Genomic DNA, 26,251 nt, shown 5'->3' with positions numbered 1-26,251 from the left:
AGGCGCTTGCCACCGAATCGGCAGGGCGTCTTCGACCATGTGCTCGTCGATCGGGCCCCGGCTCCGGCGCGAACCGTTCGCCGCGCGAAACCGATAATCGCGGTATCAGCCCGCGACGGCCTGCATCCCCGGCCCCCGGATCCACTGCTCGAAGTCCGTCACTTCCATGGGCCGCGCAAAGAAATAGCCCTGGCCTTCGTCGCATCCCATCTCGATCAGCAGCGCGGCCGCCTCCGCGGTCTCGACGCCTTCGGCGACGACGCGGTAACCCAGATCATGCGAGAGCGAGATCATGGAGCGCACCAGGGACTGCTCCCGATCGCCCTTCGCCAGGTCGCGCACGAACGACTGGTCGATCTTCACGACCTGTGCCGGCAGTTTCTGCAGATAGGCGAGGCTGCTATATCCCGTGCCGAAATCGTCGATCGCGATGCGTATCCCGGCAAGCTCCACGGCCTGAAGCTGCCCGATCGCCCGGACGGAATTGCCCATGACCGCACTCTCGGTCACCTCCAGCTCCAGCAGCGCGGGCGGAACGCGGTGCTTGATGAGGTAGAGCTGCACGCGCTGCGCAAAGTCCGCCTCGTCGAGGTTGGCGGCCGAGACGTTGATCGAAAGCGGGATGTGCAGGCGTGCCGCGCACCAGCGGCCGAGCTGGTCCAGACCCGCCTCCAGCACCCAGGCGGTGGTCGGGCGCGCGAGCGAGGTCTGTTCCACGATCGGCATGAATTCGCCCGGCGATACCTCGCCCAGCAGCGGGTGCGACCAGCGCAGCAGGGCCTCGGCACCGACGCAGGTGCCTGTCGCCAGGTCGATCCGCGGCTGGAACACCAGACGGAGCTGCTCCGGCCGATCGAGCGCCATCCCGAAATCGTTGAGCAACCGGAAACGCCGGCGGTGCGCGCCATCCTTCGACGGGGAATAGAAGCCGACCGCCGTTTCCGACGCGCGCGCATCCAGCGCCGCGTTGTGGGCGGTCCGCAGGACGTCGTGTGACGACGTCGCCCCCGTCACGAACGGCGCGACGCCGATCGTCGGCGACATGACGAAGCGGACATGCGACGCCGCGCGAAGCTGCACCAGCATGGCTTCGAGCCGGACGATATACGCCACTTCGTCGACACCGTCCGGACCAACGAACGCGAACTGCGTTGCCGCGACATGGTACGCCATGTGATCGCTGCCGAGTATGGCGCGCAACGTACGCGTCGCTTCCTGCACCATGTCGTCGACATAGCTGGAACCCATGACCCGGAAGCCGGAGTTGAGCTGCTCGGCCCGCGCGAGGTCCACGATCACGGCCAGTCGGCGACGACCCGGGTCATCCCGTCCAAGGTCGTCCAGATCGTCGAGGAACTGCGTGCGGTTCGGCAATCCGCTGAGCGGATCGACCCGCCCGAAGGCGTGCTGCAGCTCGATCTGCGACATGACCATCTGCGCGAGATCCTTCAGCGCGGCCATTTCGGCGGTGGAGGCCGTTCTCGGCTCGGTGCCCAGAACGCACAGCGCCCCCAGACCAAAGCCCTCCCGCGTCACGAGCGGCACACCGGCATAGAAGCGCACCCCCTGCTCGGCCAGGATGCTGTCCCGATAACGATCGTCGGCAAGCAGGTCGGTAATCAGCACCGTATCGGCCGTCTCCGCAACACGGGAACATGGCGCATTTTCCCGCGGAATGGACATGTGTTCCACCCCGACGCGCGACTTGAACCACTGCCTGTCCCGATCGGTCAGCGAGACCGCGGAAATCGGCAGGTCGAAGATCTGGCTCGCCATCCGCGTGATCCGGTCGAAACTCTCGCTTGGCGACGTGTCGAGCAGGTTGAGCTTGTACAGCGCATCAAGTCGCGCATCTTCGTCCCGATTTGCCATGGACCCTCCAGTAATAGAGCGAACTTAAGGCGAAATGAAGTTTATCGAACTAGACCTATGTATAGACCAAGTCATTACTCCAACCTGAGATAATAACATAGGTTTAAATGATCAACGGTTATTATATCGTCAGTGCGCTTGGGGACTTGCCGACGTCGTCGCGGTCGCCATGCCTCCGACCAACGCGCCTTTGGCCGCCATCGAACTGATCGCCCTTCGCGACGGCCGCCCTGCGCGCCCGACGTCCGCAGACCGGTGTCCATGACGGTCGGCAGACGCCGGTTCAGCAGCCGTCCAGTGCGTCGATGGAACGGATGAGCGTGCGGCCATCGCGGTTGGCGAGACGGATCACCGCACTGCCCCGGCAACGCGAGCGCCCCGCTGCATAGCGATAGCTTACCTGATATGTGTTCCCGGCCAGCGGCACGATCCGCGTCAGCCGGATCGGCTCGGCCAACTGCCCGTAGAACCGCGACAGCGCCTCCGGGGCGAAGGACCGGCTCGTTCGCTTCTCCGGGATCATCTGGGCCGACGCGGTCCGTCCGTCCCCGCCACCCAGCGCCCCGTAGAATGTGCGGATAACCGTCTCGCCGGTGCGCCCGGGCGCGTCGGTTCGTGATCCGGCCGCCACCGCGTCCGGATCGCGGCCGGCCACGTCGGACGCGCGCTGCGCAGGCCGCGTCGGCAACCGCTCATCATCCGGTGCATCGCCTACGGGATCGTCCGACAGGGGCGGCGGCACGTCCGCCCGGTCCGGCGCGGTATCGGCCGAGCCGGCGGCGTCATCCTGTCCCGGATCGATCGCCGGTGAAGGTCGATAGGCACCGACGGACAGATTGAATGCGGCAAGCCGTGCGATGATCGCCTCCGCGCCGTTCAGGCGATAGACGAAGCCGCTGCCATCGGCCGCCGCCTGCGCGGTGTAGCGGATGTCGGCCTCCAGACGGCGCTCGCCGCCGAACGCACGCTCGGCGCCCGGCGGGATCTGCAGGATGAAGCGGCCCGTGCACCGGGTAAGGTCGAGCGCGGAGTCCCAGCCGTCCACGACCGGCTCTTCGATCCGCACGACCGAATAGTCCGCCAGAATGTCCAGATTGGCGCGATCGCCCGCATGTCGATCGACCGCCTGATCGAACACAAGCCCCTTCAACCGGTCATAGGCGACCGAGGATGCGCAGGCGACCCGATGCCGCTTCGCTTCCGCGCGCGGCTTGCTCACGACATCGGCGCTCTTCTGCTCCACCTTGCCGCAACCGGCGAGCGAAAGGGCCAGGATCAATGAAGCGCCACCACCGGTAATCACGCTGGAAACTCTACGCATGGCCGAGATACTCACCGATCTATCGCGCAACGCAGGCTGCGCGTGCGGCTGCACCGGTAACCGGCCGTTCGGTCGGACGATAGTCACGAACCATCTTTCGGCGGGCCGCCCACAAGGTCGCTACCTTGCCGGCAGGCACGGACCCGTCCTGCCGCTCGGCAGCGATGCGGCTTGCTCGAACACACCGTCCGGTACACCGACGGAACACGGCGCACCGGCGTTGATCCCGGGCCGGAAGAACGGCACCGCCATGCGCGGGCCGCCGTCGAGACGAAGCAACCAAGCGTTAAGCCTCGGCCGCTAGGCTGACGCAATGTTCGTTTCGCTCACAGCGCGTATTGCCGCGATCGGGCTTATCGTCCTCCTGGCGCTGGGGTCGCTTGCGGCGCTTCTCGTCGATGCTTCGTATCAGGCGAGCCAGAGCGTCTCCTGGGCCACCCATTCCGCCGCGATCATCGAGACGACCGAGGCGGCACTGGGCGATCTGCGCGAGGCGGAGTCCGGTCAGCGCGGTTTCGTCATCACGCATGATCCCGCCTATGCCCGGTCGTTCCGGCAACGCGTGGAAAATGCGGCCCGGACGATCGCCAGGGTCGTCGAACAGACCGAAGACAATCACCTGCAACACGCCCGTGCGCGGGAAATCGCGGTGCTGATGAAGCAGCGTTCCGCCGTGCTGTTACAGCCGCTCGATCTGGCGCGCCGCGGCGATTTCGCAGGTGCGGTCGCAGTCATCGCAAGCGGCCGCGGGCGGGAACTGATGGATGCCGTCACCGTGCGCGCGACAAGCTTTCTCGACGAAGAACGCACGCTCCAGACCACCCGGCAGGACGCGGCCATCCGGCGCCTTCGCGGCGCCAAAAGACTGGCCATCATCGGCGCGATCGCCGTCGCGCTTCTCGTCATCGGCAGCTTTGCGTTGCTGGTACGGGGGATCCGCCGCCCTCTCAACACCATGCTGAAAGCGATGACCGCATTGGGCAGCGGTGAACAGGAGGCGCGGATCGACATGGCGATGGGTTCGCGGGAATTTACGCGACTGGCTGTGGGCTACAACGCCATGGCCGACCGCCTTGAGGGGGCCGTCGCGCGCCAGGGGGCCAGCGAGCGTGAACTGCAGATCGTGAACGCGGAACTCGAACGCAATACCGCGACGCTGCGTGAACGCGGCGACGTGATCGAACTGCTCGGGGGTATGGCGCATCGGATGCAGGCCGCCCGTACCGACGACGAACTGGCGCAGATCATCCGGGTGTTCGTGCCGCAGGTGCTGCCCGCCATTCCAGGTGTCCTGTACGCCCATAATAATTCGCGCAACTGCCTGGTCCCCGTCGCCTGCTGGGGCGGCATCGCGGTGGCGGCCGATGGCTTTCCGCCGGAACGATGCTGGGCGCTTCGTCGCGGCCAGAGCCATAGCGTCGTGGACCCCGGCCGCGATATCGTCTGCGGGCATGTGGTCGATGACGCGGTCTATCACTGCGAACCGCTCCTGGCCGGCGGCGAGGTGATCGGCGTGCTCTACCTGCGCGGTCGCATCGACGCCGAGAACCGCTTCCGGATGAACGTGCTGGCCGAAAACATCGGCTCGGCGCTGGTCAATCACCGGCTCCAGCGATCGCTCAGGGAACAGACGATCCGCGATCCGCTGACCGGCCTTTTCAACCGCCGCTACATGGAGGAGGCGCTGACGCTCGAGATATCCCGGACCGTGCGGTCGGGCACGCCGCTCAGCCTCATCATGTGCGATATCGATCATTTCAAGCGGTTCAACGACGAATTCGGCCACGACGCGGGCGACGCCGTGCTGCAGGCGGTGGCCACGGAGATGCGCAGCCGGTTCCGCGACGGCGATGTTGTCTGTCGCTTCGGCGGCGAGGAGTTCACGATCATCGCACCCGGCACGACCGCCGAGGCGCTCGCCGGGCGCGTCGAAATCGTCCGTCAGGCCATCGCGGAACTGAACGTGCGCCATGGCACCCGCACGCTCGGTTCGACCAGCATGTCGTTCGGCATCGCAACCTGGTCCGACGCCATGGTGCGCGACGGTTCCGCACTCATCCAGGCGGCGGACGCGGCGTTGTACCAGTCCAAGCGCGACGGTCGCAACCGGGCCACGATCAGCACGCTTGCGGCGTGATCCGACTGTCTGTTTCCGTGGATTCCCCGGCCAACGCATCTCGGAAAATTTCGCGACAACGGTCGCGGGAATTTAGGTGGTGTGAGTGGAGAGACGGCAGGGCGTCGCTTGTGCACCCCGATTTCACCGATTACATAGTTAGCATCCTAACGATGTAAGGCACGGGTCATGTCCGAACCGCTTACCGTATTTGCACGCATCGCGCCAAAGCCCGAATATCTGGAAGCCGCCCGGAATGCAGTCCGTGGCATCATGCAGGCGACGCATGCCGAACCGGGGTGCCGGATATTCACTCTGCATGAAGATCGGGACGGCGGATCCTGCCTCTATCTCTATGAAGTGTGGGAGGACGCCGCCGCACTCGCCGCACATCACGCCCAACCCTACACGCAGTCGGTCTTCGACAGCTACCGCGAGTGGCTTTCCGAACCCGTCGATCTCACCCTGCTTCGCGAAATCGGTCCGGAGGCGGAATGTTCTTCCTGAGGGAACTGCCGACGCGGCAAATGCTCCTGACATACAGGGATCGCTTCCCCGACATGAACCCGCAGGCGGTTGGCGAGGCGCTGCGCCTGTTGCGACGCGGCAGCCTGCTCATGCGCGAACTGGAAGCGTATTTCTCGGCGCATGCCCTGTCGCAAACCCGCTTCCTGACCATGATCCTGATCGATCGCGAGCCGGCACGCGACGGACTGTTTCCCAGCGAGATCGCCGACCGGCTGGACATTTCGCGCCCGGTGGTGACGGATACCATCAAGTCGCTGGAACGGGCCGGCCTGCTGCACAGTATCCGGGACATAAGCGACAGACGTGCGAAGAAGGTGCGGCTCACCCCCGACGGCCGCGCTGCCCTGGCGGCGGTGCTGCCCGGCTACTTCGCGCTGATCGCGGATTTCATGGATCGCAGTACGGACGATGCATCGTAGCGCCGCGTCCGGTTTGCCCCGCCGCTGCGTGAATTACCCCGGTTGGGGACGGCACATCGGCGCTTCCGCCCGAACCGTTCCAGGTCCAAAGGCTGCGGTCGATCCAACGAGAGAGCGCGTCATGAACGGCAAGATACGACTGGGCATCATTGCAACCAGCCTGTGCCTCACGGTCGCGCTCATATGGAGCGGGGCAGGCATGGCCATGCTGTTCGTACGCTGGATCGGCGCGCATCCGGACATGGCCAAGGCCCTGCCCCTCCTCCCGCTAGTCCTGCTGCCCGTCGTCGCGCTCGTCCTTTTCCGCCGGCGGCGTCAGGCGGCGATTTCTGTCTGAAGGACGCTTCGGCCACTGCGCCGACGCGCCGCCCGATTACGATCAGGCATGGCTACGCCGCTGGAACATGCGAACGAGCAGCTATGACGATTATTACCTGCCGCTGCGCGCGCCTGGCCGATCCCCGACCGATCCGGTCACCGTCGTCATGCTGGCGCGCTATCCCGCAAGCAGCGCGGGCCCCGCGACCGATCCGCCGGTCCCACCGATCGAGGGAGAACCTTCGGTGGCGCGCCTCCCGACCTGGATGCGCGAGGATGCGCGGGCATGGCTTCGAACTGGCCGGGAATGCCGTGCTGCTCCGGCGCATGGTGCTGGACGGGCGCATCCCCGGTGCGGACGGTGTTGCGCCGATAGTGTCGGTCCTGTTTGGCGGGACGCTGATGGCCTGGATATGGACGCGGGCGTTGCGCGCGATGCAGCCGAAGCGGTGACCACGGCAAGGTCCGATCGATTGTCGATCCGTCCTAGGCCGGTGCGACCATCGGCACCTTTGCCAGAGCCGTGCGCAGCGCGGGGCTATCGTCTTCGCGGGTCAGCTTGATCCCGCCGAACCCCGTGGAGATGCGCAGGACCACGGTCCCGCCCGCCTCCGCGTCGATGGCCAGGGGGGCGGAGCGCCTGCCTTGTGCGATCGCGACGCAGGCGTGCCGTCCGGGCGATACCGTGACCGCCGCGAAGCGCGGGCTCCTGAGCTGGGTCACGACGGCGCCGTCCACTTCGACGTCGACGCCGACCATCATCCCGACCTTGCTTTCCCGGACGATCAGCAGGCGCGCCGCGCCCGCGGCGGCCGGTTCGGCCAGCACCGCGCGGCGCGTCGCATCGTCGGCCAGCGGTATCCTGCGATTGCCGCTCAGCAGCAGGAACGCGACGCCGGCCGTCATGCCGAAGACAAGGCCGATGAAGGTCGGGTCGGATTGGGACCGCTGCCCCGTCGCGGTCAGGAAGGTGAGCAGGAAAGACGTCAGCCCGGATACCAATGTGACGATCAGGACGAACTTGACGGTACGACCCATGGGTGTTCTCCGGATAACAGGGGCTGTAGTTCCGGTATTGCAGCCCCGGATGCTTTCGATTGACGAACCCGGACGTCCAATTCAAACCCCGGAAACGCGGTCGGGATCGTCTGGGGTAGCATGATAAAGCTTTCGTCGTCGCCGACGCACAATACCCCGGGGCGCAAGCTCGCCATGACGATCCTGCTGGGTCTGCTGCTGTCCGTTCCGTTGTTCGCCACCTATCTGCTGGTCTACGATCGTGAAAACCAGTCGCAGGTCGCGCGCACGTCGATCGTCGAAGGCTGGGGTGGCCCGCAAAGCATTGCCGGGCCGTTCCTGGTGATCCCGTTCAGCCGCATCGTCACGCGCGATACGGTCGAAAGCGGCCGCACCATCCGGCGTACCGATCGCGAGGAAGAGCTGCTGTTCGTCGCGCCGACGCGCTCGGCGGTCCGCATGCGGATCGATGCGGAACGGCGGCGTCGGTCGATTTACGAAGCGGTGGTCTATCGCTCGCATGTCCGGATCGCCGGCCAGTTTCGCCTGCCCGACTTTGCGGCGCTGAACATTCCGCCGGACAGCCTGCGCCTCGCCGACGCGGAGATCCGCGTCGGGATCAGCAACGCCAGGGGACTTGCGGGCTCGCGGCCGGCGATCCGCGTCGCCGGTCGGGCGCTGCCGCTGATCCCGGGATCCAGCCTTGCGACGACCAGCGGCAGCGGCTTCACCGCGCGGGGGCCGATCGCGACCGGCGCGACGAACATGGCGGTGCCGTTCGATGTGGCCTTCGACCTGCGCGGCAGCGACGAACTCTCGTTCCTGCCGTCGGCCGAACAGACCACGATCGAGGCGATTTCCGCGTGGCCGCATCCTTCGTTCACCGGGGCCTTCCTGCCGAACCGGACGCCGGGCGCGTCGGCGTTCCCCGCCAGCTGGCAGATCGGCAATCTCGCCCTCAACCGGCCGGTCGTCAGGATCGGCGAGCAGGAGACGAACCCGGCGGATCCGGCCGACGCGAACGAAGCGGTCACGATCGGGCTGCTCGATCCGGTCAATCTGTATTCGCAGGTCAACCGTGCGACCAAATATGGTTTCATGTTCATCGGCTTCACCTTCCTGGCGCTGCTGATGTTCGACATCATCGGCGGCGCGCCGGTGCCGGGCGTGGCCTATCTGCTGATCGGTGCCGGACTGGTCCTGTTCTTCATCCTGCTGCTCGCGCTGGCTGAGGTGATCGGGTTCCTCGGTGCCTATCTGGTCGCCAGCCTTGCCATCGTCGCGCTGATCAGCAGTTACTCCGCGGCCATCCTGCACAGCTGGCGGCGGGCCGCCGTGGTCGCGGCACTGCTCGCCGGGCTGTATGCGATCCTGTATGTCCTGCTCAGCCTCGAAGCCTATTCGCTGCTGATCGGTTCGGCCACGCTGTTCGCCGCATTGGCCGGCGTGATGTACGCCACGCGGCGGATCGACTGGGGCGGCGTGGCGGCCTCCGACACAGGCGACACCGCGCCCGCCTAGGCTGGATCGATCTGCAGGAAGTTGCCGATCCCGCCACGAACCGGAACCTCCACAAGGGGTCTCGCGACCCCGCCGCTTTCATGGCCTGCAGGTCGCCTACAGGTGCGTCCCTGCCGGGCGTGGACATTTGCGCCTCGGCCGGCACGACCCGCGACGGGCAGTTTCTGCCGGCGCGTCAGACGCGGACAGCCTGCCTAGAAAGGGAAGGAAAACCGTATCGCGACGATCGCCACCGCGAAGGTAAGCAGGTTGAGCGGCAGCCCGACCCGCACGAAGTCCATGTAGCGATACCCCCCCATCTGGTAGACGATGACGTTGGTCTGATAACCGAACGGCGTGGCGAAGGCGGCGCTGCCCGCCATCATCACGGCGACGAGGAACGGCCGCGGACTGACCCCCAGACTCTCCGCGAGGGCGACGGCGATCGGCGTGACCAGTACAGCCACCGTGGCGTTGGACAGCAACTCGGTCAGCACCATCGTCAGGCCGTAGAGGACGACGAGCGCGACCAGCGGGCTTACGCCGTGCAGCGATCCGACAAGCGTGTTCGTCGCGACCGCAGCGAGGCCGCTTTCCTCCATCGCGATGCCGATGACGACCATGCCCGCGATCAGGATCAGGATCTGCGGTCGCAACCCGCCATAGGCCTCGTCCGCGGTAATCACGCGCATCAGGATCAGCAGGACCGCACCGGCAAAGGCGGATGCCGCGATCGGCGCGATGTTCATTGCGGCCGCAGCGATCGCCCCGACGAACACCGCCCCGGCCAACAACGCCTTTGCCGACTGGAACGGCCGCCGCTCCGCGAACAGTTCGGCGTCGCCGACCTGTGCGCCCGGCGCCTCGAAATCGGGGGCATGCTGGACGATGGCCGGTCCGGTCAGGCTGCGCCCCATCAGCCTGCTGCTGAACAGGAACAGGTACAACCCGCCGGCCAGCGCGATCGGCAACCCGACGGGTGTGATCTCGAACAGGCCGAAGCGCGGCTGGCCCGCGACGCGCGCCATATCGTCGACCAGCAGGTTGGTGGACGTGCCGATCAGCGTGCAGCAACCGGTCAGCACGGTGATGTAGGACAGCGGCATCAGATAGCGCTTCGGCGGTAGCTTCAGCGCGTTCGCGACGTCGCGGACGACAGGGGCGCCCAGCACCACGATCGGTGTGCTGTTGAGGAAACAGGACAGCAGCCCGATCAACGCGAGCAACAGCCAGACCCCCGCCCCGCCAAGCCGCCTGCACATGCGGACCGCGGCATCGATGGCCCGGTCGAGCAGTCCCGACAATTCGAGCGCGTAGGCAATCACGAACAGCGAGGCGAGCGCGATGATCGCGGGGCTCGCGAACGCCCCCTGCACCTCGACCGGCCGCACGACGCCCGTCACCAGCAGCACCGCGGCACCGGTCAGGGCTACGACGTCGGACCGCACCTTGTCCCAGATCAGCGCGCCGACGACCGACAGGAGCACGGCAAGCGTGACGATCTGCGATAGGGTCACCCGGAAACGACCCCCGGCGGATGGCGATGGTCTGTCACGTTCATGATGAACCCTCTGCCGGACCTTGCTATGGCATGTCCATGAGAGAACCCAGTCCACGCGCCAGCCGCCTCGTCATCACCGCCGGGATCGTCGCGGTCGCGATCGTCGGCGGTGGCGGGTTCCTGCTGGGACAACGTGCCACGAACACGCGCCCGGTCGCTGCGGTCCCAGCCCCGGTTCCGGCCGTGGTGCGCCCGGCCGTGCAACCGGAACAGGACGCCGGACGCACGTTGGGCCGGGCCGATCTGATCGCGCTGGCCGCATCCGCCGCGGATGCAACCGCACAAGCCACGGCCATGCCCGCCACGGTACGCGGCATGATCGGTCGATCCTTCACGATCGCGCTTCCGTTCGGGTGCGCGGGGCCGGCGACCGAGGGCAGCGATGCCGCCATGCGCTGGACCTACGATGCGGCGGATGGTGTCTTGCGGATCCATGTTGCCCCGCTTGCCTGGTCGCCTGCCGACTGGTGGTCGGGCGAAGCGCCGGCCGGGGTCGAGGCGCTGGAGGGCTTCTGGATCGCGCGTCCCTGGACCAGTAGCGAGACATGCCCCGCGGCCCGGGATCCGGTTGCGCCCATGGGGGCGGAACCCGTGACCCTGCCCGGACAGACGCTGGCGATCGGCCAGATATTCGATCGGGAAAGCGGCCGGCAGGGGCGCCGCGAGGGCAGCCCCTACACCGCCGTCCTGCGCGTGACGGCTGATGCGGTACAGCCGGGCAAGGGTTTCCGGGTACGCCTGACCGGTCGTATCGTCGCCGCGCCGGACGGCGATCCGGTGGTGTGCCAGCAGGCCGGCGGCGCGGAACAGCGGCCGGTGTGCCTCGTCGCCACGTCGCTCGACGAGATCACGATCGAGAACGGCACGACCGGCGCGACGCTTGCCACCTGGCCCGCGGGCGGCCCTACCGCAGCCAGCTAGGCCCCGCGCCACACCGGCCGGGTGTCAGGAAAAAGCCGGTCATGGCCGTCACCCGTCTCAGGCCGATCCCGCCAGCCAGGTAGTGCCATCCCGCAGTCGGCGCTTGAAGTCGGGCGCACGCAAGGCGTTGCGCAGTTCGTCGCAGCGCTCGACCAGGCGTTCGACGCTGGAACCGGTCAGCGTCTCTTTCGAGAGCGCGGCCAACCTGTCGACAGTGGCTTTCACGCAGGCCAGCCGATCCGGAGCGTCGCAGTCGAGCGCCACTTCGCCGAGTGCGCGGACAAAACGCAGGCCGACCACGACGTCGCCTGCGACGTAAGGGATGAGCGCGCCGAACGAACGGTCCATGAAGCCGGCAAAGGTTTCGAGATGGGCAATGACCCGCAATGCGCCGGCCGCGTCGATGCGCAAGGGCGAGGGCATCTCCCGGCAGGCGAGATCGGCAAGCGCGGCCGCCAGCCAGTCGAGGCAGGTGATCGCCGTGAAGGGATCGTTGATCCCGGCCGATAGCGCCCGCGCACCGATCTCGACCAACTCATCGACCAGAAATCGCAGATCCTGGATCGCGGTACGCCGTGCGCCGACGGCATAGGCCTCCGCTATCGCCTTGGCGGTCGTCGCATCGCAGCGCCCGGGTGGTGTCGCCTCCACCAGCGTACGGCCGACATGGACGAAGTCGCCCGGTTGATACCGAAGCCGCAACACCAGGTCGTTCGCCCTGGCCTGCGCCGTGATCGCATCCGCATCGACGGTCTGGATGTAACCGGTGTGCAGCGCGGCGATCAGGAAGCGCTCGCTGGCCGCCTGCGGCGTGGCGTCGTCGCGGAAGGCGGGCGGCACCCGCGCCTTCTCAGGCTGCCCGTTCCGCTCCGGCCGGGCAGCACCAATGGCATTCGGAAATCGCTGTCCGACTTCCTTGATCAGCGTATCGCCGATGTCCTTGATGACGCTGTTGATATGCAGCTTGCTGGGCACGTGATGAATGAAGAAGATCAGCACCGCGATCGAGCAGACAGCCAGCAGCACCGCGACCAGCACCGCCATGTTCGGGACGAAGCCGATCCCGTCGGACTCTTCGGGCGAACGCACCGTGCGCAGCACGATGAGGCAATAGAGAAACGTCGCGATGAACGTGCCGAGCGTGACCTGATTGCCCCGGTCCGCCATGAAGTTGCTCAGCAGCCGCGGCCCGTACTGGCCGGACGCATAGACGACCGCCGCGATCGTCACCGAGAATACGGTGCCGGCAACGGTGATCATCGATCCACCGATCGCGGACAGAAGCTGGCGCGCGCCCGACGGTCTGGATGCGTGCAGCCAGGAAAAGCCGTCCATCCAGCCGGATCCCTCATAGGTGTCCAGCGCGATCATGCCGCCGGCAAGCAGCACGGCGGTGATCGCCATGATCGCAGGTATCACCCAGTAGCTCTCACGCAACCGGACGCTGAGGCGGAGGACGAGAGCCTTCATGAATCTTCCTTCTCGGCGGGTCCGGCATCGTTCGCCGCCTATCTCCGTGCCATCATCTACACGTCTAGGATGATTGCCGGCATCGGAGCCATCAAATCGTCCAGGAAGCCACTGCCGGTTCTCGCGTGATCTCTACCCACGCGGAGTAGGTCAGTGCGGCAGTGGGTCCCGCGACGAACCAGTAGCGATCGGGGTGCGCCCGCATCGAGCCCACCCAACGACGAGGCCTGCCGCCGGGAGAGGACGTAAATACGATCAGGCCAGTGCGATGCGCAGATTCCGATCGGACGGCGGCTCGTCCGTTGCGCAGGACGTCCTGGAACCGACCGCGACGGAGCCTCCTGCCATTTTCGGCAACGCCAGCAGGCTCAACGCATAGCCGATGATGGCGCTGCCACCGTAACCGACGATGGGCGTCGGATAGTTGCCGAGCGCAGCCGCCACGATCGCGGCGAACCAGACTGCGCCGAAAGCGGCATAGGTCGCGCGGTTGTCGCCATCGCGGCTCCAGCCGACGATCGCCGGAGCCAGGAGCAGCGCCAGACCTCCCGACACTGCCAGTCCGGCACCGGCATGAACGTCGAAGGAAGAATAGAGGATCTGGTCGACATAGGGGGCCGCCGGCAACGTATCGGCACGCACCAGCGTCGTCGCGAAGCCGGCGATACTGGCGGCGAGCGCCACGACGACGTGCCTGTCGCGGCGGATGACCACCAGCGCCGCCAGGCAGAGCGCAAGCATCCCGCCCATCGCCCGGTCGGGTTGAAGCGCCATCGCGGCAGCGGCCACGACGATTCCGGCGGTCGCCGGCACGTTACGGGTTCGGCAGAAGGCGACGAGCATCACCGGCAACAGGATCAGGCTCGGTTGAATGGCCAGTCCGCCGAGGCTGACCCAACGTGCTGGGCCCTCAACCCTGGAGCCCAGAAGCGCGGTCGCGAGCAGCGCGCCCGCCACCGCGATGATCGCACAGCCTGCCCATCGCTCGCCCGCCGCTGCAATGCGGCCGAGCAGCGGGATCATCGTCAGGCCAATCACCAATGCGCCGACGTTTATTTCAAGGTAGCGCAGCGACGCACCGGCGATCGCCATATAGGCAAGGCCGAGCACAACGGCACCGATCGCACAGATGATGCCGAGCGCGCGAGGGCGGCGCGTGATGGCATTCACGATGTGCATGATGGTCGATCCTTTCGAAAAGGGAGCGCCCTCGCCGGTCAGCGAAACGAAGGGTTGACGAAGACGCGATGCGACCGCGCGCGGCATGAGTCCGCACAGGCTGTCGAGCGTGAACAGGAGCGCCCTGGTATCGTCCGGGATGCTGGCCGCCTCGCGGCGGATCGCCCATCCCCATGACTGCAGGGCCGGCGGCAACGTCGCCTGCAGCGCACGGCAGGCAAGGTCGGTAACAGCCCGGCGAAATCCGGCATTCCTATGGTCGCCGCCCGGCGTCGCGAGGCCGGTGTTGCCGCCTGGGCGGGAGGATTGGCGCGGGCGAGATGCACGCCGCTCGGCGTCAGTTCTTGTCAAGCAGAAACCTGATTGCCGAAACGCGATGCTTTTCAACCATCGCACGCTGCTACAAAGTGGCGACATGGCCGCTTTCCGGTTTCCATCGACGCATCCCCATTCCGGGAAAAGCCGATCGGGAACAGGCGTTCTGGGGCGGAGACCAGTTTGCTCCGGCGGAGGCGCGCGTCGTCTCGATGTCCACGGTTGTGGATCGGCATCCCGGTCTTGTCGAGATCGCCACGCTGCCGCCCGGGTGGAGTGCGAGCCGAACCGCCGCTGGCCAGTCCTGGACATTGCAGGAAGATGAACCATTGCAGGACGATCGCCGACCGACGGCGTCCTGAAAACGATCCCAGGCTGGACCAGCAAAGGTCGGCCAGCACCCGATGCGCAATGAGTCCTGACCGCAGCCGCAGCGCAACCGCGGTCAGGACCATTCCCCTTAAAACACCAGCCGCAACCCGGCGTTGCCATTCACCGCGGTATAGCCGTCCGAAATCGTGCCGTCCGCGGTGATGTAGGCGCTCAGGCGTGCGGACAGGCCGACTTCGGCACCCGCTGCGGCATGGAAGGCACTCTGGGCCGGGCGTGCCGCCGCGATGGTGAAGCCCGAACCCGCCAGCTCCACGAAGCTCAGGTTCGCGGTACGGTTGCGGCGGAACTCATGCCGATAATCGGCCTGGATATATGGCCGCAACGTACCGATCGAACCGTCCAGCCTGGCACCGATCATCACCGGGAACATGCTGATCGACTGCCGTTCGGCGCGCAGCGCCGGCCCGGACGAAGCGGTGGCCTGCTCCTGGAATGCGTCGGTCCACAGCCGGGCATATTCCACACCGACGAACGGCGTGAGCCCATAGCTTCCGAGCGGCAGGCGGATGCCGGCCTCACCCTTGGCGCGCAGCTCGGCTCCGTCGAACTTCGCACGCTGGACACCGGAGACGACACCGTCGCTTGCCGTGCGGTTGTTCGTGGTCTCGTAATGGCCGTAGGCCAGCGCCGCCTGGACATACGCGTTGCCACCCGAGACCGTGGAGTAGGCAGCCACATGCGCGCTGTCGATCTCCGACTTGGCGCTACCGCGCAGGCGATAGTCGGTCTGCGCGCCGCCGCCGGCGAAACCGACCTGCCAGCCGGGCACCACTTCACCACCGATACCCAATATGCCGCCATAAGTGCTGGATCGACGGTTGGTCGTGCCGAGGCCGGTTTCGCCGTCAGTCCGGTTACGGCCGCCGTAAGGGCCACCCCAGAGATGCGTTCCGAGCGACATCCGACGCTGCTCGCGCGTGACGTTTGTGAGGAACATCTCGCCCGCATCGAGTGCGGCGGCGTTCCCCGCGGCCAGGCTCTCCCCGCCGAGGCGGTCGAGGACTGCGCCGCCGGCGGCAACGCCCGCCTGGCCCGCGGCGAAAACATTGTTGAGCAGCGCTGCCGCAGCGGCGCTGCGGGCGGCCGGAAGCGCGGCGTTCAGTGCAGAGGCGACCGCCACCTGGTTGGCGCCCGTCGCAAGCGGCACATAGTTCACGTCGGTGCGTGTCAGCACCAGGGTCGCGTCGTTGCTGCCGTAGGAAACCGCCGCCCGGGTCGCTGCTGCCGTGGTGGCCACCGTCCCGAACTGGCCGCTCACGCCGCCCGTCGCCGTTATCAGGGCGACGCGCGTCACCGGCTGCGCCTGGGTCGACGCCGCGACGTTGACGTTCCCGCCCAGCGTCGCGGCGCCGTTGACGGTCACCCGCGTTGCGTTCGTGCCGACGATCGGCGCCAATAGCGTTGCGCCGCCGGCCAGGGTCAGCGGACCATTGACGGTAAGAGTGCCGGGCACGCCGCCAAGCCCCGGTGCCAGCGTGCCGCCCGCGGCAATGGTAACGGCTCCGGTGGTTCCGGTGCCGGTCAGCATGCCGGTGTTGGCGACCGTTACCGCCCCGGTCGTCCCGGTGACGGCAAGCATCCCGCCGTTGACCGTGGTCGGCGAGGTGATCGACCCCACCACCGCCAATGTGCCGCCGTTCACGACGGTCGGTCCGGTATAGCGACTGGTCCCCGTCAGCATCAGCATGCCGGAGCCGTTCTTGGTCAGTCCACCGGCACCGGCGATGTTGTTGGCCCAGACGTCGCTTGCCGCATAGCCGCCCTGCGCGGCATCCATGGTCACGGTGACCTGATTGGCGAACGCGCCATATCCGTCGAAAGCGGCGTAGAGGTTCAGCTGACCCCAGCCGTCCCAGGTATTGCCGCTGAGGATCGGATAGCCCGAAGACAGACCGGTACTCGCCAGGATATCGATCCGCTGGGCATCCGTCAGATAGGGAAAGCGCGTCAGCAGGAAGACCTGCGACTGGATCGGCACCTGCGCTGCGGTCAGCGGTGCGACCGGACCGACCGGCGCGAAACCGTAGGTCAGTCGCGCCTCATAGGCGGCCTTGTTCGCGGCCGGATTGCCGAACGGGTCGGATGCGGTGGCACCCGAGGCCCGCGCCGCCGTGATGCAGGCGGTCACGCTGGCCGCGTTGCACGCGCTGGCCAGGTAGCCCTGCGTTTCCCGGTAGGCCAGATAGACGGAATTGGCGGCGGTGTTGGCAGGGTTGGTCCAGTCGACCCGCTGGCCGTTCGCGTCGTACAGGCGGCGATACAGTTCGGTGGCGATGATGGCCGACGCCTCGATCCGTCCGCCCATGATGTCGAACGGGGAATGCATGCCGGCCAATATGCGGCTGTTGCCGAGATCCGCAGCGCGGGTAAGCAGTTCCTGCCCCTGCTGCGGGATCAGGAAAGCCAGACCGTAGGCCTGCATATAGGCGCTGTTGGTGTGACCGCTCGGATAGGCACCGTCATTGTACGGATTGGTTGCGTTGATGACGGTACGCAATTGGGTAGGCACGGCAACATCGGTCGACACGCGATATGGACGTACCGAAGCGCCGATGCCGGGCACATATTCGCCGACACGGAACGTCGCGGGCGTGAAGACGCCGTTGCTGAACGATCCGACGTTGGGGACGGTGATCGGGTTGCCGCCATTGGCGGCGATCCGCTCGGCCGTAACGGTGAAGCCACGCACCCACTCGCTGGTGTTGGCATAAGGCGCTGGCGTCGTGAAGCTCGACAGGAAGCTTGGCACCACGATGCCGGCGGTGTCGGACGCGCGCAGCGTCGTGCGGTTCGTGAGCGCGTTGTAATTCTGGTAACGGGAGTCCAGGGGGCTGATCGCCGAATTCTCTCCCTGATATCGTGCGAAAGTCCGCTTGGGCGGCTCCGTGGATCCCGGGAAGCGCAGGTCGTTGACCAGCTGAACGGCACGCGCGAGCGGCGTGGCAGTTCCGTTGCCGAACGTCGTGGCCCCGGCCGAGGCCGAATTCAGAAAATTGACGTCCCGGTTATAGTCCTCGAGCGTCGCCGTCGCGAAGGTCGTCGGTGTCAGGCTGTTGGGGCGGGTGGCGCTGGAGGCGGAAGCGCCCGCACCCGTCAGGTAGAGGTTTGTGAGCGGCCCGAGGCCGTTCAACACGTTGTAGATCTGCGTCGCGCGGTCATCGCGCACCGCGGCCAGCGTTTCGGCGGCCGTGCGGTTCCGCGTCATGTCCACGACCATCTGATAATTGCGAACGAACGCTTCGGGATTTCTCCGCTGCAGCGTGACGTAGCTGTCGAGCAGCTTGGCGATATCGGTGCCGGGATTCGGATCGGAGCTGTTGTTGTAATTCAGCGGCGGCGTGGTCGGAAGCGTTTGCGCTACGGCGACAAACGGCGTCAGCGCCGTGGTCGAGGCCACGGCGAGCAGTATTTTGAGATACATTTATTGGCCCCCAATTTGACAATTCTAATGCATGTTAAGGTTGTATTTTGGAATGCAGCAGTTTTTTACTGTCTGAAAACCCACTTAACTACAATATTTTCGGCAGCTACTTCGACAAGGTGACAGTATCGTGACCATGTCATTACGAAATCGTAACAGAGCTTGGCGCTCGCTTCCCAATCGAAAATGCTGGTTCCAGCGCAGGTGAAACGGCACGCGACCGATCACGGCGCCCCTATACCGAAGGAGCGGACCGGCATGAGCGCGGCCCTGATCACGATCGACATGCAGATGCTCCTGAAAGCGAGTGCGACGCCTGCCCTCGGCACGTCGATGCCGGCGCATCGCGGAACGCGCCCATGCTGGTGGCGGCCTGTCGATGGGCGGGAAATTTTCGTTCTCACGCACGACAGACGCTTGTGGAGAACGGAGCCCATGGTTTCGCGCTGTTACAAAAGCCATAGTTGCCCACGCGCTGTCCTTTGCCTCGTGCTCCCTGTCGTAAGCAGCAAAGTGCGGAACGAAGATTCCCGGCGATCACTTCCGCCCGAGACGCATTATGTCTCGGGCCGGATCGGCATTGGCAATATCCTTGGCCGCAATGGCTTTTGTCGGACCGGCATCCGCCAAAACGCCGGCTGTCGCGGCGAAGAGGTTCGTTGATCGCCTGTACAGGAATATCGGTCCTGTCGTGCCGGACACCCAGATCTATACACCCGACCTCGCCCGCCTGATCGCGCGTGCCGAGACGGTCGCCCAGCGAGCCGGTCAGGCGCCTGATGCCGACACTCTATTCGTTCAAATCGCGCTTTCAGGCACTTCTGAGGCCAATCGTGATAATAATGGCTCGCGCAGGTATTCCTGCCAATTGGATCACGCTTCTCGCTACCGATATCTCAGGAATAATCGGGGTCGGCCTTATCTGGTCGAATAGCCGGCAGGCCTTTCTGCTTCTGCCGATCTGCTGCACCATGGACAGAAACGCTCTAAACGTGCGCTGCAACAGGACGCTGCACTCGGCGTGGCCGGCACGGCGAGCAGCGGGGTGCGCACCATTGCGAGTTCCGAGATTGGTGGACTGATCCAGAACGTGCTGAGCGCGCAATATTCACAGGCTGCCGAAACCGCGTCCGACGATTATGCGCTGACCTTCATGGCAGCCAAAGGCTATCCACAACAGGCATGCCCGGCTGCGATGGACAAATTGGCGGCGCTGGGCAGCGGCGGCGGCATCGGACTGCTGAAAACGCATCCCGATCCAGCGCAGCGAGCCAAGCGGATGCGTTCGAAGCTGAAGGGATAGGTGTCGGACTAGATCGACACTATTCACGACCATTCCGAGCCTTCATCATCTATCCAGATTTCATTCAGCACAAAATGAAAGCTGGATATGTGCGCCGTAGCCAAGCTTTGATTGGCTACGGCAACGAAGCTTCGAAGACGAAGCGTTGGCGCCGCCACCACACAGCGTGGCGTACCGCCTTTCGTATCGAGACGACCCACGCAAACCGTGGGCACCAGTCAAACATCGCTTCGCAGGTAGCTCGCCTCCAGCCATCGACGCATGCTACCCCGCCCCTACCCGGGCCAGCCGCCGAATGCAGTCGGTGCCCTTTAGGGGGACTGTCGTTCTAATCTTCATCAGGAAAAATGGTGCGCGACGCAGTCTGGTGCGAACCAGTCTCACGGTCATATTCGCTGATAAACCCCGATTAACAGCGAAAAACGTTGGAATATCGCTGTTTCGGTTATGTGCGGTCGTCACAAATGGCGGAATTACGCAGTTTCGGAGGGGATTTCCCTATGCACCGAACAGGGAATGATATCGCACCGAACAGCGACCGGGCTCATCCGCGCCCGGGCGGCGCCAGCTACATCAGCGACCGCAGGAAACCTGCTACCGCACTCTCACCTTCGTGACGGACGCGCCACCGCGTTGCCGCGCCCAGTTCAGATATTGCGACAGGCTGTCGATCTGATCGTCATGGCGACCGTGCGGGAACTGCGCGACTTCGCTGCGAAAGGCATCGAGCCATGGCGAGGCATCCGGAAGCAGGACGTTCCCGGCCTCGATGATCGCACTTTCGCCGACCATGCGGGACAGCTTGTCACCAGTCGGCAGGCACGCGATTGGCGACGGCACGCCCACTGCCCGCATACTCCTGACCTGCTGAATCAACGCAGTTCCGGTGATCTTGTCCTCGATGAGGATGGTGTCAGCCCGATGCAGACGCGCCAGCTCTGTGACCTTTCGCAGCAGTTCCGGAAAGTCCCAACGCCCGCGGGTGACGTCGATTAGATAATGAGCATGTTTACCCCTCACCCAGGTGGTGCATACAGAATAATCGTTGCTGTCCCCGGCCTTCATGCCGACGTCCCAGCTCTGCACGATCGTCGCGCCTGGAACATGCGGCAGTTCCCGGTAGCGCTTGAACCAGCTCCACTTCAGAACTTCCCCGTCTAGCGGGACCGGGCGCTGCTGATACTGCGCGGAGAAATTGTAGCTTCCGATCGTCCGGCGAAGTTCGTCGAGCACGGACTGAGGTTCACGAGAAGAATGCAGGAGGTCACCCACCTGGCGTCGGTGGCGGTGTCCATGGTTCAGCGCGATCCACTCGTCCTCCTCAGCGACCGCCGGGAGCGACAAGATCGTGAAACCGCCCTGCTCGCGCAGATGCCCCGCCAGGTCGTTCATATGTAGCCGTTGCATGACCAGGATGATCGATCCGGTTGCCTTGTCATTCAATCGCGAGAAGGCGGTATTCGCGTACCAGTTGATCACCGCCTCGCGCCGTGCGTCCGACACTGCCTCGCGCGGGTTCATGATGTCGTCGAGGATCAGCATGTTGCCGCCGCGCCCGGTCAACGTTCCGGCAGGCGACGTCGAATAGCGATAGCCGCGCTCCGTCGTGTTGAAGTCGGCCTCAGTGTCCTTGCCGCCGATAATGGTGCCCGGAAACAGCGCACGGTAGCGTGCACTGCGCATGAGGGCCCGGGTATCGTTGGCATGCTTAACCGCCAGATCGCCGGAATAGCTGGCGGTAATGAGCTTGTGGCGCGGATCGCGACCGAGGCAGAAGGCTGGAAACACGACGGAGGCGATGATCGATTTCAGTGATCGGGGCGGCACCTCGATAATGAGGCGGCGGACGTCTCCCGCCAACACGCGCTCAAGCTGGTGACAGATCGCGTCAAGGTGCCAGTTCCAGTGCAGTGTTTCACCCGGCACCAGAATGGGGAACGACACTTTCAGGAACGACGCGAGATCGTTCCTGAGAACGGCTTCCAGCAGACGGTGATGATCAGCCGTCGTCATGGTCTGGCTTCACTTGCTGGGTTCGAATCCATTGCGCCAGGATCGCCGCGTCATGCTCGGCGTCGGCATCCGAGGCAGGTTGCCGCTCGGGCGGTAAATGCGCTGCGGCGTAGCCGAGCAGGCGGTCGATGGCCTTTATGTCGCCGGATAGCGCCTGCTGGCGAAGACGCAGCAACATTGCGTGCGACACAGACACCTTGGTCTTGCGGCCGTTTTCGGTGACCGGGATCCGCTCTGCGAGCACTTCGCGGACTTCCGTGCTGAACGATCTGCGTCCGCGCGGCCGCCCCTTTGGGTTACCCGACTTGTTCGGCTGAAACTGATGCGCGCGCGGCGGCCGCTTGTAGCCGACGCTATAGTCTGGACCGTCAGCTCCGTCAGCGCTCTGATCCTGCGCGTTTGTCTCGTCCTCATTGGGCTTGTGATCACTCACCGCCATTCTCCGTCCCCGCAACGCTGGAAGACACGTGCGCCCGCTCGCTGAGCGTCTGGCCGTTCTGGTCGCGCGCCACCTGTCCGGTCGCCGCCTCGAAGCGGCGGATGATGAGGTCGCAGTAGAGCGGGTCGAGCTCCATCAGCCGAGCCCGTCGTCCGGTCTGCTCAGCCGCCATCAATGTTGTACCCGAACCGCCGAACGGGTCGAGCACAGCGCCGTCCCGGCGGCTGACGTCGAGAATGGCGTCCGCAACCATCGCGAGCGGCTTCACGGTCGGGTGCCAGGCGAGGTGCTGCGCGCGATCTTTGGAAAAGCTGCTGGCACCGTCATAGGACCAGAGGTTCGTGCGGTTGCGGCCATGCCGACCAAGTTCGACCGCGTTGATGTGCGACCGCGTGCCCCGCTTGAACACGAACACCAGTTCATGCTGACTGCGGTAGAGCGAGCCCATGCCGCCGTTGGGCTTGGCGTAGACGCAGATGTTCAGAAGCCCATCATAGACCGCTCTTCCCGCGGTGCCGATCTCGTGATGGTGGCGCCAGTCCATGCAGTGGAAATGGACCGAGCCGTCGATACTGAACGCGGCCATATGGGTCATGGCGGCGGTCAGGAAAGCGATGAAGCCAGCTTCGCTCAACTCGCCAGAGCCCTGCACGAACTCGCGGTGCTGGTTCTTGCCAAGCCCCGAGACATGACCCTGGACTGGGACGTTGTAGGGCGGGTCGCAGAAGATCATCTGCGCGCGTGCCCGCCCCATCAGGGCGAGGTAGCTCGCGCGCAAGGTGGCATCGCCGCAGTAGAGCCGGTGCGGCCCGAGCTGCCCGAGGTCCCCGACACGCGACACCGCCGGCCCGGCCGGCACGTCGACCGGCTCCTCGTCCTTGAGGCCGGAGACCGCATCCTGGTCGAGCAGCAGCTCGACCGTACCGAGATCAAAACCGGTGAGCTCGATGTTAAAGTCGGGATCCTCGGCAATGATTAAAGCGAGTTCGGTTGCCAGCTGCGTTTTCGACCATCCCGACGCTTCAGCCAGCCTGTTGTCAGTCAGCACATAGGCGCGCTTCTCGGCCTGGCTCATATGATCCAGCCGGATCGTCGGCACATGCTCGCGACCTAGCAGCTTGGCCGCGGACAGCCTTGCGTGTCCTGCAAGCAGACGCCCGTCAGCATCGACGATGATGGGATTCAGAAAACCGAACTTGGCGATGCTGTCTGAGATTTGACGCACCTGCTTGGCGCTGTGGGTACGGGCGTTGCCGGCGTAGGGAATGAGATCCTGAACGCGGCGGGTTTCGAGGGTCTTGGCATCGATATTCACTTTAGCTCTCCTCAACGGGAGACGCCCAGATGAACGCGAAGACGATGCCGGTCATTCACGTTAAATCGCAAAACGTAGAAAGCCGCGTTATAAGATGGTCCCACGAGCCCCGAGGTCCGGCGATGCCCATACCATCCGAGCTAAACTCTGCGTCTGAGTACAGTATTTACCGTGCTGGCTATGGCACAGGTAGCCTGACGCGATTTCATAACGATATGCGCTGCAACCATTATGTTGATCTCGAGCAGATTAAAGATATCGAGCGCGACAATCCCTACGCACACCGTGACGTGCTTTTCACGACCTTTGCAGCAAATTTCAGATCCGGAAACGTCAAGCGACCACGCGGACGTCTGCCGTTTCGTGAACATAACGAACCATGGCTGATGATGGGGCTGCGCGAATATAGCATTCTCAAATGCCGCTTGGGCGACCTACACGCGAGAGAGCAGCTGGCCAGCTGGCTTGCTCTTCGCGATATGGAAGCTGGTACAGGGGAAACCCCTGCTCAGATCGCTGCCCGCGTGGTCATTCGCCGCCGTCGACTCGCTATCTCGGTGGGAACCCTACAGAACAAGTCTTCAGCGTTCAGACGGCGCTGGGGCACGTCATTGTCCCGGCATGAAGATCTCTATGCCGAGACGGCACGCACCAGCAATCGCTCAAAATTTAAGCTGCCGAGGCGTGGTCGACGCGTCAAACTTTCCGGCGATCGGTGTTGAAGCGCCGTTCGGAGTAAGTGGGCCACGACCGCCAGCTGCCGCGAGTGCGACGATCATTTTCAAGTCATCAACGCCGCATCCAGTTGCGAGCATACGGACTTTTGCTAGGCCAACCGTCTTCTGAGTGGGCAGTGCCGTGGTAAGAACGACATAGAAGGTCCACTGCGCCGGATCGCGGTGGTCGGCGGTGTCGTCTGCGACATGGTGATGCGCAAAAACATAAAGGTCTGCCCAGCGCCGCACCTCGGCCAGCCAGACATCGCCGTCGTACCGCCCTGTCCGTGGTGCGATATCGAACGTTGCTGGCCGGGCGGTGGTTTTGGTCTGTGCCCAGCTCTGACGGACCGCAGACTGTTTGACCTCGAGACGCAGGCCGTCACTACGGTCGAAGTCCCAGGCGGCGTAATCCGCCGAGCACCAACGCCAGTCGGGTTCGAGCACAGTAGCAACGATTGCCTCAACAACGAGACCGCGCAGCATGTTGGTCACAAGCGGTTGTCCAAAGGCGGCATGCGCCGCGCGATCCCGGATGGTGCAGGCGCTGATCCGTCCTGTTGCCGACAACTGTTCCACCGCTTTGCCTCACTTCTTCGCTCATCGCTGCATACGATGAGTGACGACCGTCATGCTCGACACGCACAGGCAGTCAACCACGTTGTCTCTCATCGTCTGTAGATCGATCGTCTGCAGGCGCGTCTCTGCTCAGCGTGGATGTTCGCACTCGCCTCGGTCGCAACGTACGCCGCCTGCGTGAGGCCAAGGGCTGGAGTCAGGAAGCTTTTGCCCACGAGGCCGACATCCACCGGACCTACGTCAGCGATATCGAACGCGGATCGCGCAACCCGACGATCCTGATCGTTGAGAAATTGGCGCAACCGCTCGGCGTGACCGCTGGCGAACTGCTGAGCTGAACCCCGGCGTGAGTTCGCAAGGCTGGTCCTTCAAAGCTTGCGCAAATGTGGATACTAACGCGACCGCGCTAACTCGCGGTACCGCCATCACGATCAAATATTTAGCGTTGCAAATATGGTTCGAAACTGCCCTTTTTAGCGAAAGAAATTCGCGACAGCGTAGACCTTCGCTAGACGTTCGCGGGTGCCGTGTCGCAAAACTTAGGACTTGCGCGACATTGAGCCGTCGGCATCGCTACAGCAGCTTAGCCATCAAACCGGAACGCGAACTTATCCGAACGGTCGTCAGGGGCGATCATTGCCGGTGTATCGCCCGACTACCGGTGCGTTGCGAAACGTGTCATCGCCGCGCGATGTCGCGATCTTTGTTCCTGGCGATGTTGCCACTAACCTTCGTGGCAACACCAGCGGTGGGGCAGGACGTGCAGGGGTGGGAGCAGCTCAACGTCATCGTGCCACTTGCGCCCTCCGTTCGGGTGACGCTTGAACAGATCGCGCGAGTCAGTGATCGTCAGGGCGGACCTTATACGACCAAACTGGGCGCCCTGCTTGGGTTGCAGGTGGCACCAGGCGTCGAACTCGGTTTCGGGTATCGCCATGTCGGTTTCCACAGCGAAAATCTCGCGGCCAATGAGAACCGCTTCCGCCAGCAGGTGGTGATCGCCCGCGGACGCTTTGCGGGGCGCCTACGACTGGACGAACGGTTCAATCCGCTGGGCAGCGAGATCGGCTTCCGCGTCCGTCCGCTACTGCGCTACAACCTGCCCACGAGACGCGAGCGGGTCGTGCTGTTCGTCAGCCATGAAAGCTTCATCCTGCCGAACAGCACCGCCTGGGGCCAGCGCGCAGGCTATGAGCGAATGCGTAACATCGTTGGTGTGACCTTCCCAATCGGCCCCTTGGTGATGGCTGATCTGGGCTACCTCAATCAGTATCGCATCGCGCGCGGCGGGGCACGGGGGCAGATGGATAATGCTGTCACCATTCAGCTGACCATCAACCTTGGGGCGCTAAGCGTGGCGGCACTGAACGACTGAACCACTGCAGCAACCGTGCGGCCGGTCAGCTTAAGAAACAGTTCGAACCACGTTCAAAACTGGGGACATATGCACGACAACCCCGCAACGGTTCGCCAACACGTAGGGTCGATTGTCACTATAAGGCTTCACCAGTCGGAACACCCGCCATTGTTTATAT

General features: G+C 64.6%; 23 protein-coding genes. 12 read left to right on the top strand and 11 right to left on the bottom strand.

The genetic code is table 11. From position 1 onward, the window contains the following. Positions 1 to 105: 105 nt before the first annotated feature. Both BKY59_RS15620 and BKY59_RS15615 read right to left on the bottom strand, forming a co-directional pair. Positions 106 to 1,872: a putative bifunctional diguanylate cyclase/phosphodiesterase gene (locus BKY59_RS15620; RefSeq protein ID WP_076073078.1), complete on the bottom strand. Its 1,767-nt coding sequence runs from the start codon at positions 1,870 to 1,872 to the stop codon at positions 106 to 108. 283 nt (positions 1,873 to 2,155) lie between these two features. Continuing rightward, positions 2,156 to 3,193 carry a hypothetical protein gene (locus tag BKY59_RS15615; RefSeq protein ID WP_129586433.1) on the bottom strand — a complete coding sequence of 346 codons (1,038 nt, stop codon included), beginning with the start codon at positions 3,191 to 3,193 and terminating at the stop codon, positions 2,156 to 2,158. 313 nt (positions 3,194 to 3,506) lie between these two features. Between BKY59_RS15615 and BKY59_RS15610 the strand changes: the two genes are divergently transcribed. The 5 genes from BKY59_RS15610 to BKY59_RS17860 all read left to right on the top strand — a co-directional run bounded on the left by BKY59_RS15610 (position 3,507) and on the right by BKY59_RS17860 (position 7,027). Then, positions 3,507 to 5,330, top strand: a complete 1,824-nt coding sequence (locus BKY59_RS15610; RefSeq protein ID WP_083672192.1) for a diguanylate cyclase — start codon at positions 3,507 to 3,509, stop codon at positions 5,328 to 5,330. A gap of 168 nt (positions 5,331 to 5,498) precedes the next feature. Next, complete coding sequence (locus tag BKY59_RS15605) at positions 5,499 to 5,816, top strand: putative quinol monooxygenase (protein WP_076073076.1); 318 nt, start codon at positions 5,499 to 5,501, stop codon at positions 5,814 to 5,816. 53 nt (positions 5,817 to 5,869) lie between these two features. After that, positions 5,870 to 6,256 carry a MarR family transcriptional regulator gene (locus BKY59_RS15600; RefSeq protein WP_240500146.1) on the top strand — a complete coding sequence of 129 codons (387 nt, stop codon included), beginning with the start codon at positions 5,870 to 5,872 and terminating at the stop codon, positions 6,254 to 6,256. A 121-nt stretch (positions 6,257 to 6,377) separates the two neighbouring features. Then, positions 6,378 to 6,593, top strand: coding sequence for a hypothetical protein (locus BKY59_RS15595; RefSeq protein WP_076073074.1), 216 nt, complete (start codon positions 6,378 to 6,380; stop codon positions 6,591 to 6,593). A gap of 257 nt (positions 6,594 to 6,850) precedes the next feature. Further along, a complete protein-coding gene (locus BKY59_RS17860) occupies positions 6,851 to 7,027 on the top strand; it encodes a hypothetical protein (RefSeq protein WP_165374875.1) in 177 nt (58 codons plus the stop codon). Between the two features lie 33 nt (positions 7,028 to 7,060). On the opposite strand, the gene BKY59_RS15590 is transcribed toward BKY59_RS17860, so the two are convergent. Continuing rightward, positions 7,061 to 7,612 carry a hypothetical protein gene (locus tag BKY59_RS15590; RefSeq protein ID WP_076073073.1) on the bottom strand — a complete coding sequence of 184 codons (552 nt, stop codon included), beginning with the start codon at positions 7,610 to 7,612 and terminating at the stop codon, positions 7,061 to 7,063. A 120-nt stretch (positions 7,613 to 7,732) separates the two neighbouring features. On the opposite strand from BKY59_RS15590, the gene creD reads away from it, so the two are divergent. Continuing rightward, positions 7,733 to 9,112 (top strand): cell envelope integrity protein CreD, encoded by a 1,380-nt coding sequence (gene creD, locus BKY59_RS15585; RefSeq protein ID WP_076073072.1) that lies wholly within the window; start codon positions 7,733 to 7,735, stop codon positions 9,110 to 9,112. 194 nt (positions 9,113 to 9,306) lie between these two features. On the opposite strand, the gene BKY59_RS15580 is transcribed toward creD, so the two are convergent. Next, complete coding sequence (locus BKY59_RS15580) at positions 9,307 to 10,608, bottom strand: SLC13 family permease (protein WP_076073071.1); 1,302 nt, start codon at positions 10,606 to 10,608, stop codon at positions 9,307 to 9,309. An 80-nt stretch (positions 10,609 to 10,688) separates the two neighbouring features. Between BKY59_RS15580 and BKY59_RS15575 the strand changes: the two genes are divergently transcribed. After that, positions 10,689 to 11,573: a hypothetical protein gene (locus BKY59_RS15575; RefSeq protein ID WP_076073070.1), complete on the top strand. Its 885-nt coding sequence runs from the start codon at positions 10,689 to 10,691 to the stop codon at positions 11,571 to 11,573. A gap of 57 nt (positions 11,574 to 11,630) precedes the next feature. Here the strand turns inward: BKY59_RS15575 and BKY59_RS15570 are convergent, their stop codons facing one another. Next, complete coding sequence (locus BKY59_RS15570) at positions 11,631 to 13,043, bottom strand: DUF2254 domain-containing protein (protein ID WP_076073069.1); 1,413 nt, start codon at positions 13,041 to 13,043, stop codon at positions 11,631 to 11,633. 255 nt (positions 13,044 to 13,298) lie between these two features. Next, the gene (locus BKY59_RS15565) at positions 13,299 to 14,609 is read right to left on the bottom strand and encodes a putative peptidoglycan glycosyltransferase FtsW/RodA (protein WP_240500145.1); all 1,311 of its coding nucleotides are present in this window, start codon (positions 14,607 to 14,609) and stop codon (positions 13,299 to 13,301) included. 20 nt (positions 14,610 to 14,629) lie between these two features. Here BKY59_RS15565 and BKY59_RS17935 point away from each other — a divergent pair, with 20 nt between their 5' ends. Beyond that, on the top strand, positions 14,630 to 14,899 hold the full coding sequence (locus BKY59_RS17935; protein ID WP_129586432.1) for a hypothetical protein: 270 nt from the start codon (positions 14,630 to 14,632) through the stop codon (positions 14,897 to 14,899). Positions 14,900 to 14,997: 98 nt separating this feature from the next. Here BKY59_RS17935 and BKY59_RS15560 read toward each other — a convergent pair whose 3' ends face one another. After that, positions 14,998 to 18,351 carry an autotransporter domain-containing protein gene (locus tag BKY59_RS15560; RefSeq protein ID WP_076073068.1) on the bottom strand — a complete coding sequence of 1,118 codons (3,354 nt, stop codon included), beginning with the start codon at positions 18,349 to 18,351 and terminating at the stop codon, positions 14,998 to 15,000. Positions 18,352 to 19,372: 1,021 nt separating this feature from the next. Between BKY59_RS15560 and BKY59_RS15555 the strand changes: the two genes are divergently transcribed. Further along, positions 19,373 to 19,654, top strand: a complete 282-nt coding sequence (locus BKY59_RS15555) for a M48 family metalloprotease (protein WP_076073067.1) — start codon at positions 19,373 to 19,375, stop codon at positions 19,652 to 19,654. Positions 19,655 to 20,248: 594 nt separating this feature from the next. Here BKY59_RS15555 and terL read toward each other — a convergent pair. Genes terL through BKY59_RS15540 form a run of 3 tightly spaced genes read right to left on the bottom strand, consistent with a single transcriptional unit; the run spans position 20,249 to position 23,421 of the window. Continuing rightward, positions 20,249 to 21,667 carry a phage terminase large subunit gene (gene terL / locus BKY59_RS15550; protein ID WP_076073066.1) on the bottom strand — a complete coding sequence of 473 codons (1,419 nt, stop codon included), beginning with the start codon at positions 21,665 to 21,667 and terminating at the stop codon, positions 20,249 to 20,251. Then, a complete protein-coding gene (locus tag BKY59_RS15545) occupies positions 21,654 to 22,100 on the bottom strand; it encodes a DUF5681 domain-containing protein (RefSeq protein WP_129586430.1) in 447 nt (148 codons plus the stop codon). Before BKY59_RS15545 ends, terL begins: the two co-directional genes overlap by 14 nt. Next, positions 22,093 to 23,421: a site-specific DNA-methyltransferase gene (locus BKY59_RS15540; RefSeq protein ID WP_206362092.1), complete on the bottom strand. Its 1,329-nt coding sequence runs from the start codon at positions 23,419 to 23,421 to the stop codon at positions 22,093 to 22,095. The genes BKY59_RS15545 and BKY59_RS15540 overlap by 8 nt, the downstream gene beginning before the upstream one ends. Positions 23,422 to 23,450: 29 nt before the next feature. Here BKY59_RS15540 and BKY59_RS17515 point away from each other — a divergent pair, with 29 nt between their 5' ends. After that, positions 23,451 to 24,143, top strand: coding sequence for a hypothetical protein (locus tag BKY59_RS17515; RefSeq protein WP_129586429.1), 693 nt, complete (start codon positions 23,451 to 23,453; stop codon positions 24,141 to 24,143). On the opposite strand, the gene BKY59_RS15535 is transcribed toward BKY59_RS17515, so the two are convergent. Then, positions 24,084 to 24,716: a hypothetical protein gene (locus BKY59_RS15535; protein ID WP_129586428.1), complete on the bottom strand. Its 633-nt coding sequence runs from the start codon at positions 24,714 to 24,716 to the stop codon at positions 24,084 to 24,086. The two genes, BKY59_RS17515 and BKY59_RS15535, sit on opposite strands and share 60 nt — an antisense overlap. A gap of 134 nt (positions 24,717 to 24,850) precedes the next feature. Here BKY59_RS15535 and BKY59_RS15530 point away from each other — a divergent pair, with 134 nt between their 5' ends. Both BKY59_RS15530 and BKY59_RS15525 read left to right on the top strand, forming a co-directional pair. Next, positions 24,851 to 25,054: a helix-turn-helix domain-containing protein gene (locus BKY59_RS15530; RefSeq protein ID WP_076073062.1), complete on the top strand. Its 204-nt coding sequence runs from the start codon at positions 24,851 to 24,853 to the stop codon at positions 25,052 to 25,054. A 365-nt stretch (positions 25,055 to 25,419) separates the two neighbouring features. After that, complete coding sequence (locus tag BKY59_RS15525) at positions 25,420 to 26,091, top strand: DUF2490 domain-containing protein (RefSeq protein ID WP_240500144.1); 672 nt, start codon at positions 25,420 to 25,422, stop codon at positions 26,089 to 26,091. Positions 26,092 to 26,251: the final 160 nt, after the last annotated feature.

This window comes from Sphingomonas montana, assembly GCF_001956315.1.
Taxonomy (GTDB): Bacteria; Pseudomonadota; Alphaproteobacteria; order Sphingomonadales; family Sphingomonadaceae; genus Sphingomonas_R; species Sphingomonas_R montana.
The sequence above is the reverse complement of the archived record's forward strand: the minus strand, read 5'-3'. Positions and strand labels throughout refer to the sequence as shown.

What these genes read in the sequence shown, in the direction of transcription:
- BKY59_RS15620 (WP_076073078.1), bottom strand. Translation starts at nt 1,872, where the DNA reads ATGGCAAATCGGGACGAAGATGCGCGACTTGATGCGCTGTACAAGCTC.
- BKY59_RS15615 (WP_129586433.1), bottom strand. Translation starts at nt 3,193, where the DNA reads ATGCGTAGAGTTTCCAGCGTGATTACCGGTGGTGGCGCTTCATTGATC.
- BKY59_RS15610 (WP_083672192.1), top strand. Translation starts at nt 3,507, where the DNA reads ATGTTCGTTTCGCTCACAGCGCGTATTGCCGCGATCGGGCTTATCGTC.
- BKY59_RS15605 (WP_076073076.1), top strand. Translation starts at nt 5,499, where the DNA reads ATGTCCGAACCGCTTACCGTATTTGCACGCATCGCGCCAAAGCCCGAA.
- BKY59_RS15600 (WP_240500146.1), top strand. Translation starts at nt 5,870, where the DNA reads ATGAACCCGCAGGCGGTTGGCGAGGCGCTGCGCCTGTTGCGACGCGGC.
- BKY59_RS15595 (WP_076073074.1), top strand. Translation starts at nt 6,378, where the DNA reads ATGAACGGCAAGATACGACTGGGCATCATTGCAACCAGCCTGTGCCTC.
- BKY59_RS17860 (WP_165374875.1), top strand. Translation starts at nt 6,851, where the DNA reads ATGCGCGGGCATGGCTTCGAACTGGCCGGGAATGCCGTGCTGCTCCGG.
- BKY59_RS15590 (WP_076073073.1), bottom strand. Translation starts at nt 7,612, where the DNA reads ATGGGTCGTACCGTCAAGTTCGTCCTGATCGTCACATTGGTATCCGGG.
- creD (WP_076073072.1), top strand. Translation starts at nt 7,733, where the DNA reads ATGATAAAGCTTTCGTCGTCGCCGACGCACAATACCCCGGGGCGCAAG.
- BKY59_RS15575 (WP_076073070.1), top strand. Translation starts at nt 10,689, where the DNA reads ATGAGAGAACCCAGTCCACGCGCCAGCCGCCTCGTCATCACCGCCGGG.
- BKY59_RS15570 (WP_076073069.1), bottom strand. Translation starts at nt 13,043, where the DNA reads ATGAAGGCTCTCGTCCTCCGCCTCAGCGTCCGGTTGCGTGAGAGCTAC.
- BKY59_RS15560 (WP_076073068.1), bottom strand. Translation starts at nt 18,351, where the DNA reads ATGTATCTCAAAATACTGCTCGCCGTGGCCTCGACCACGGCGCTGACG.
- terL (WP_076073066.1), bottom strand. Translation starts at nt 21,667, where the DNA reads ATGACGACGGCTGATCATCACCGTCTGCTGGAAGCCGTTCTCAGGAAC.
- BKY59_RS17515 (WP_129586429.1), top strand. Translation starts at nt 23,451, where the DNA reads ATGAACGCGAAGACGATGCCGGTCATTCACGTTAAATCGCAAAACGTA.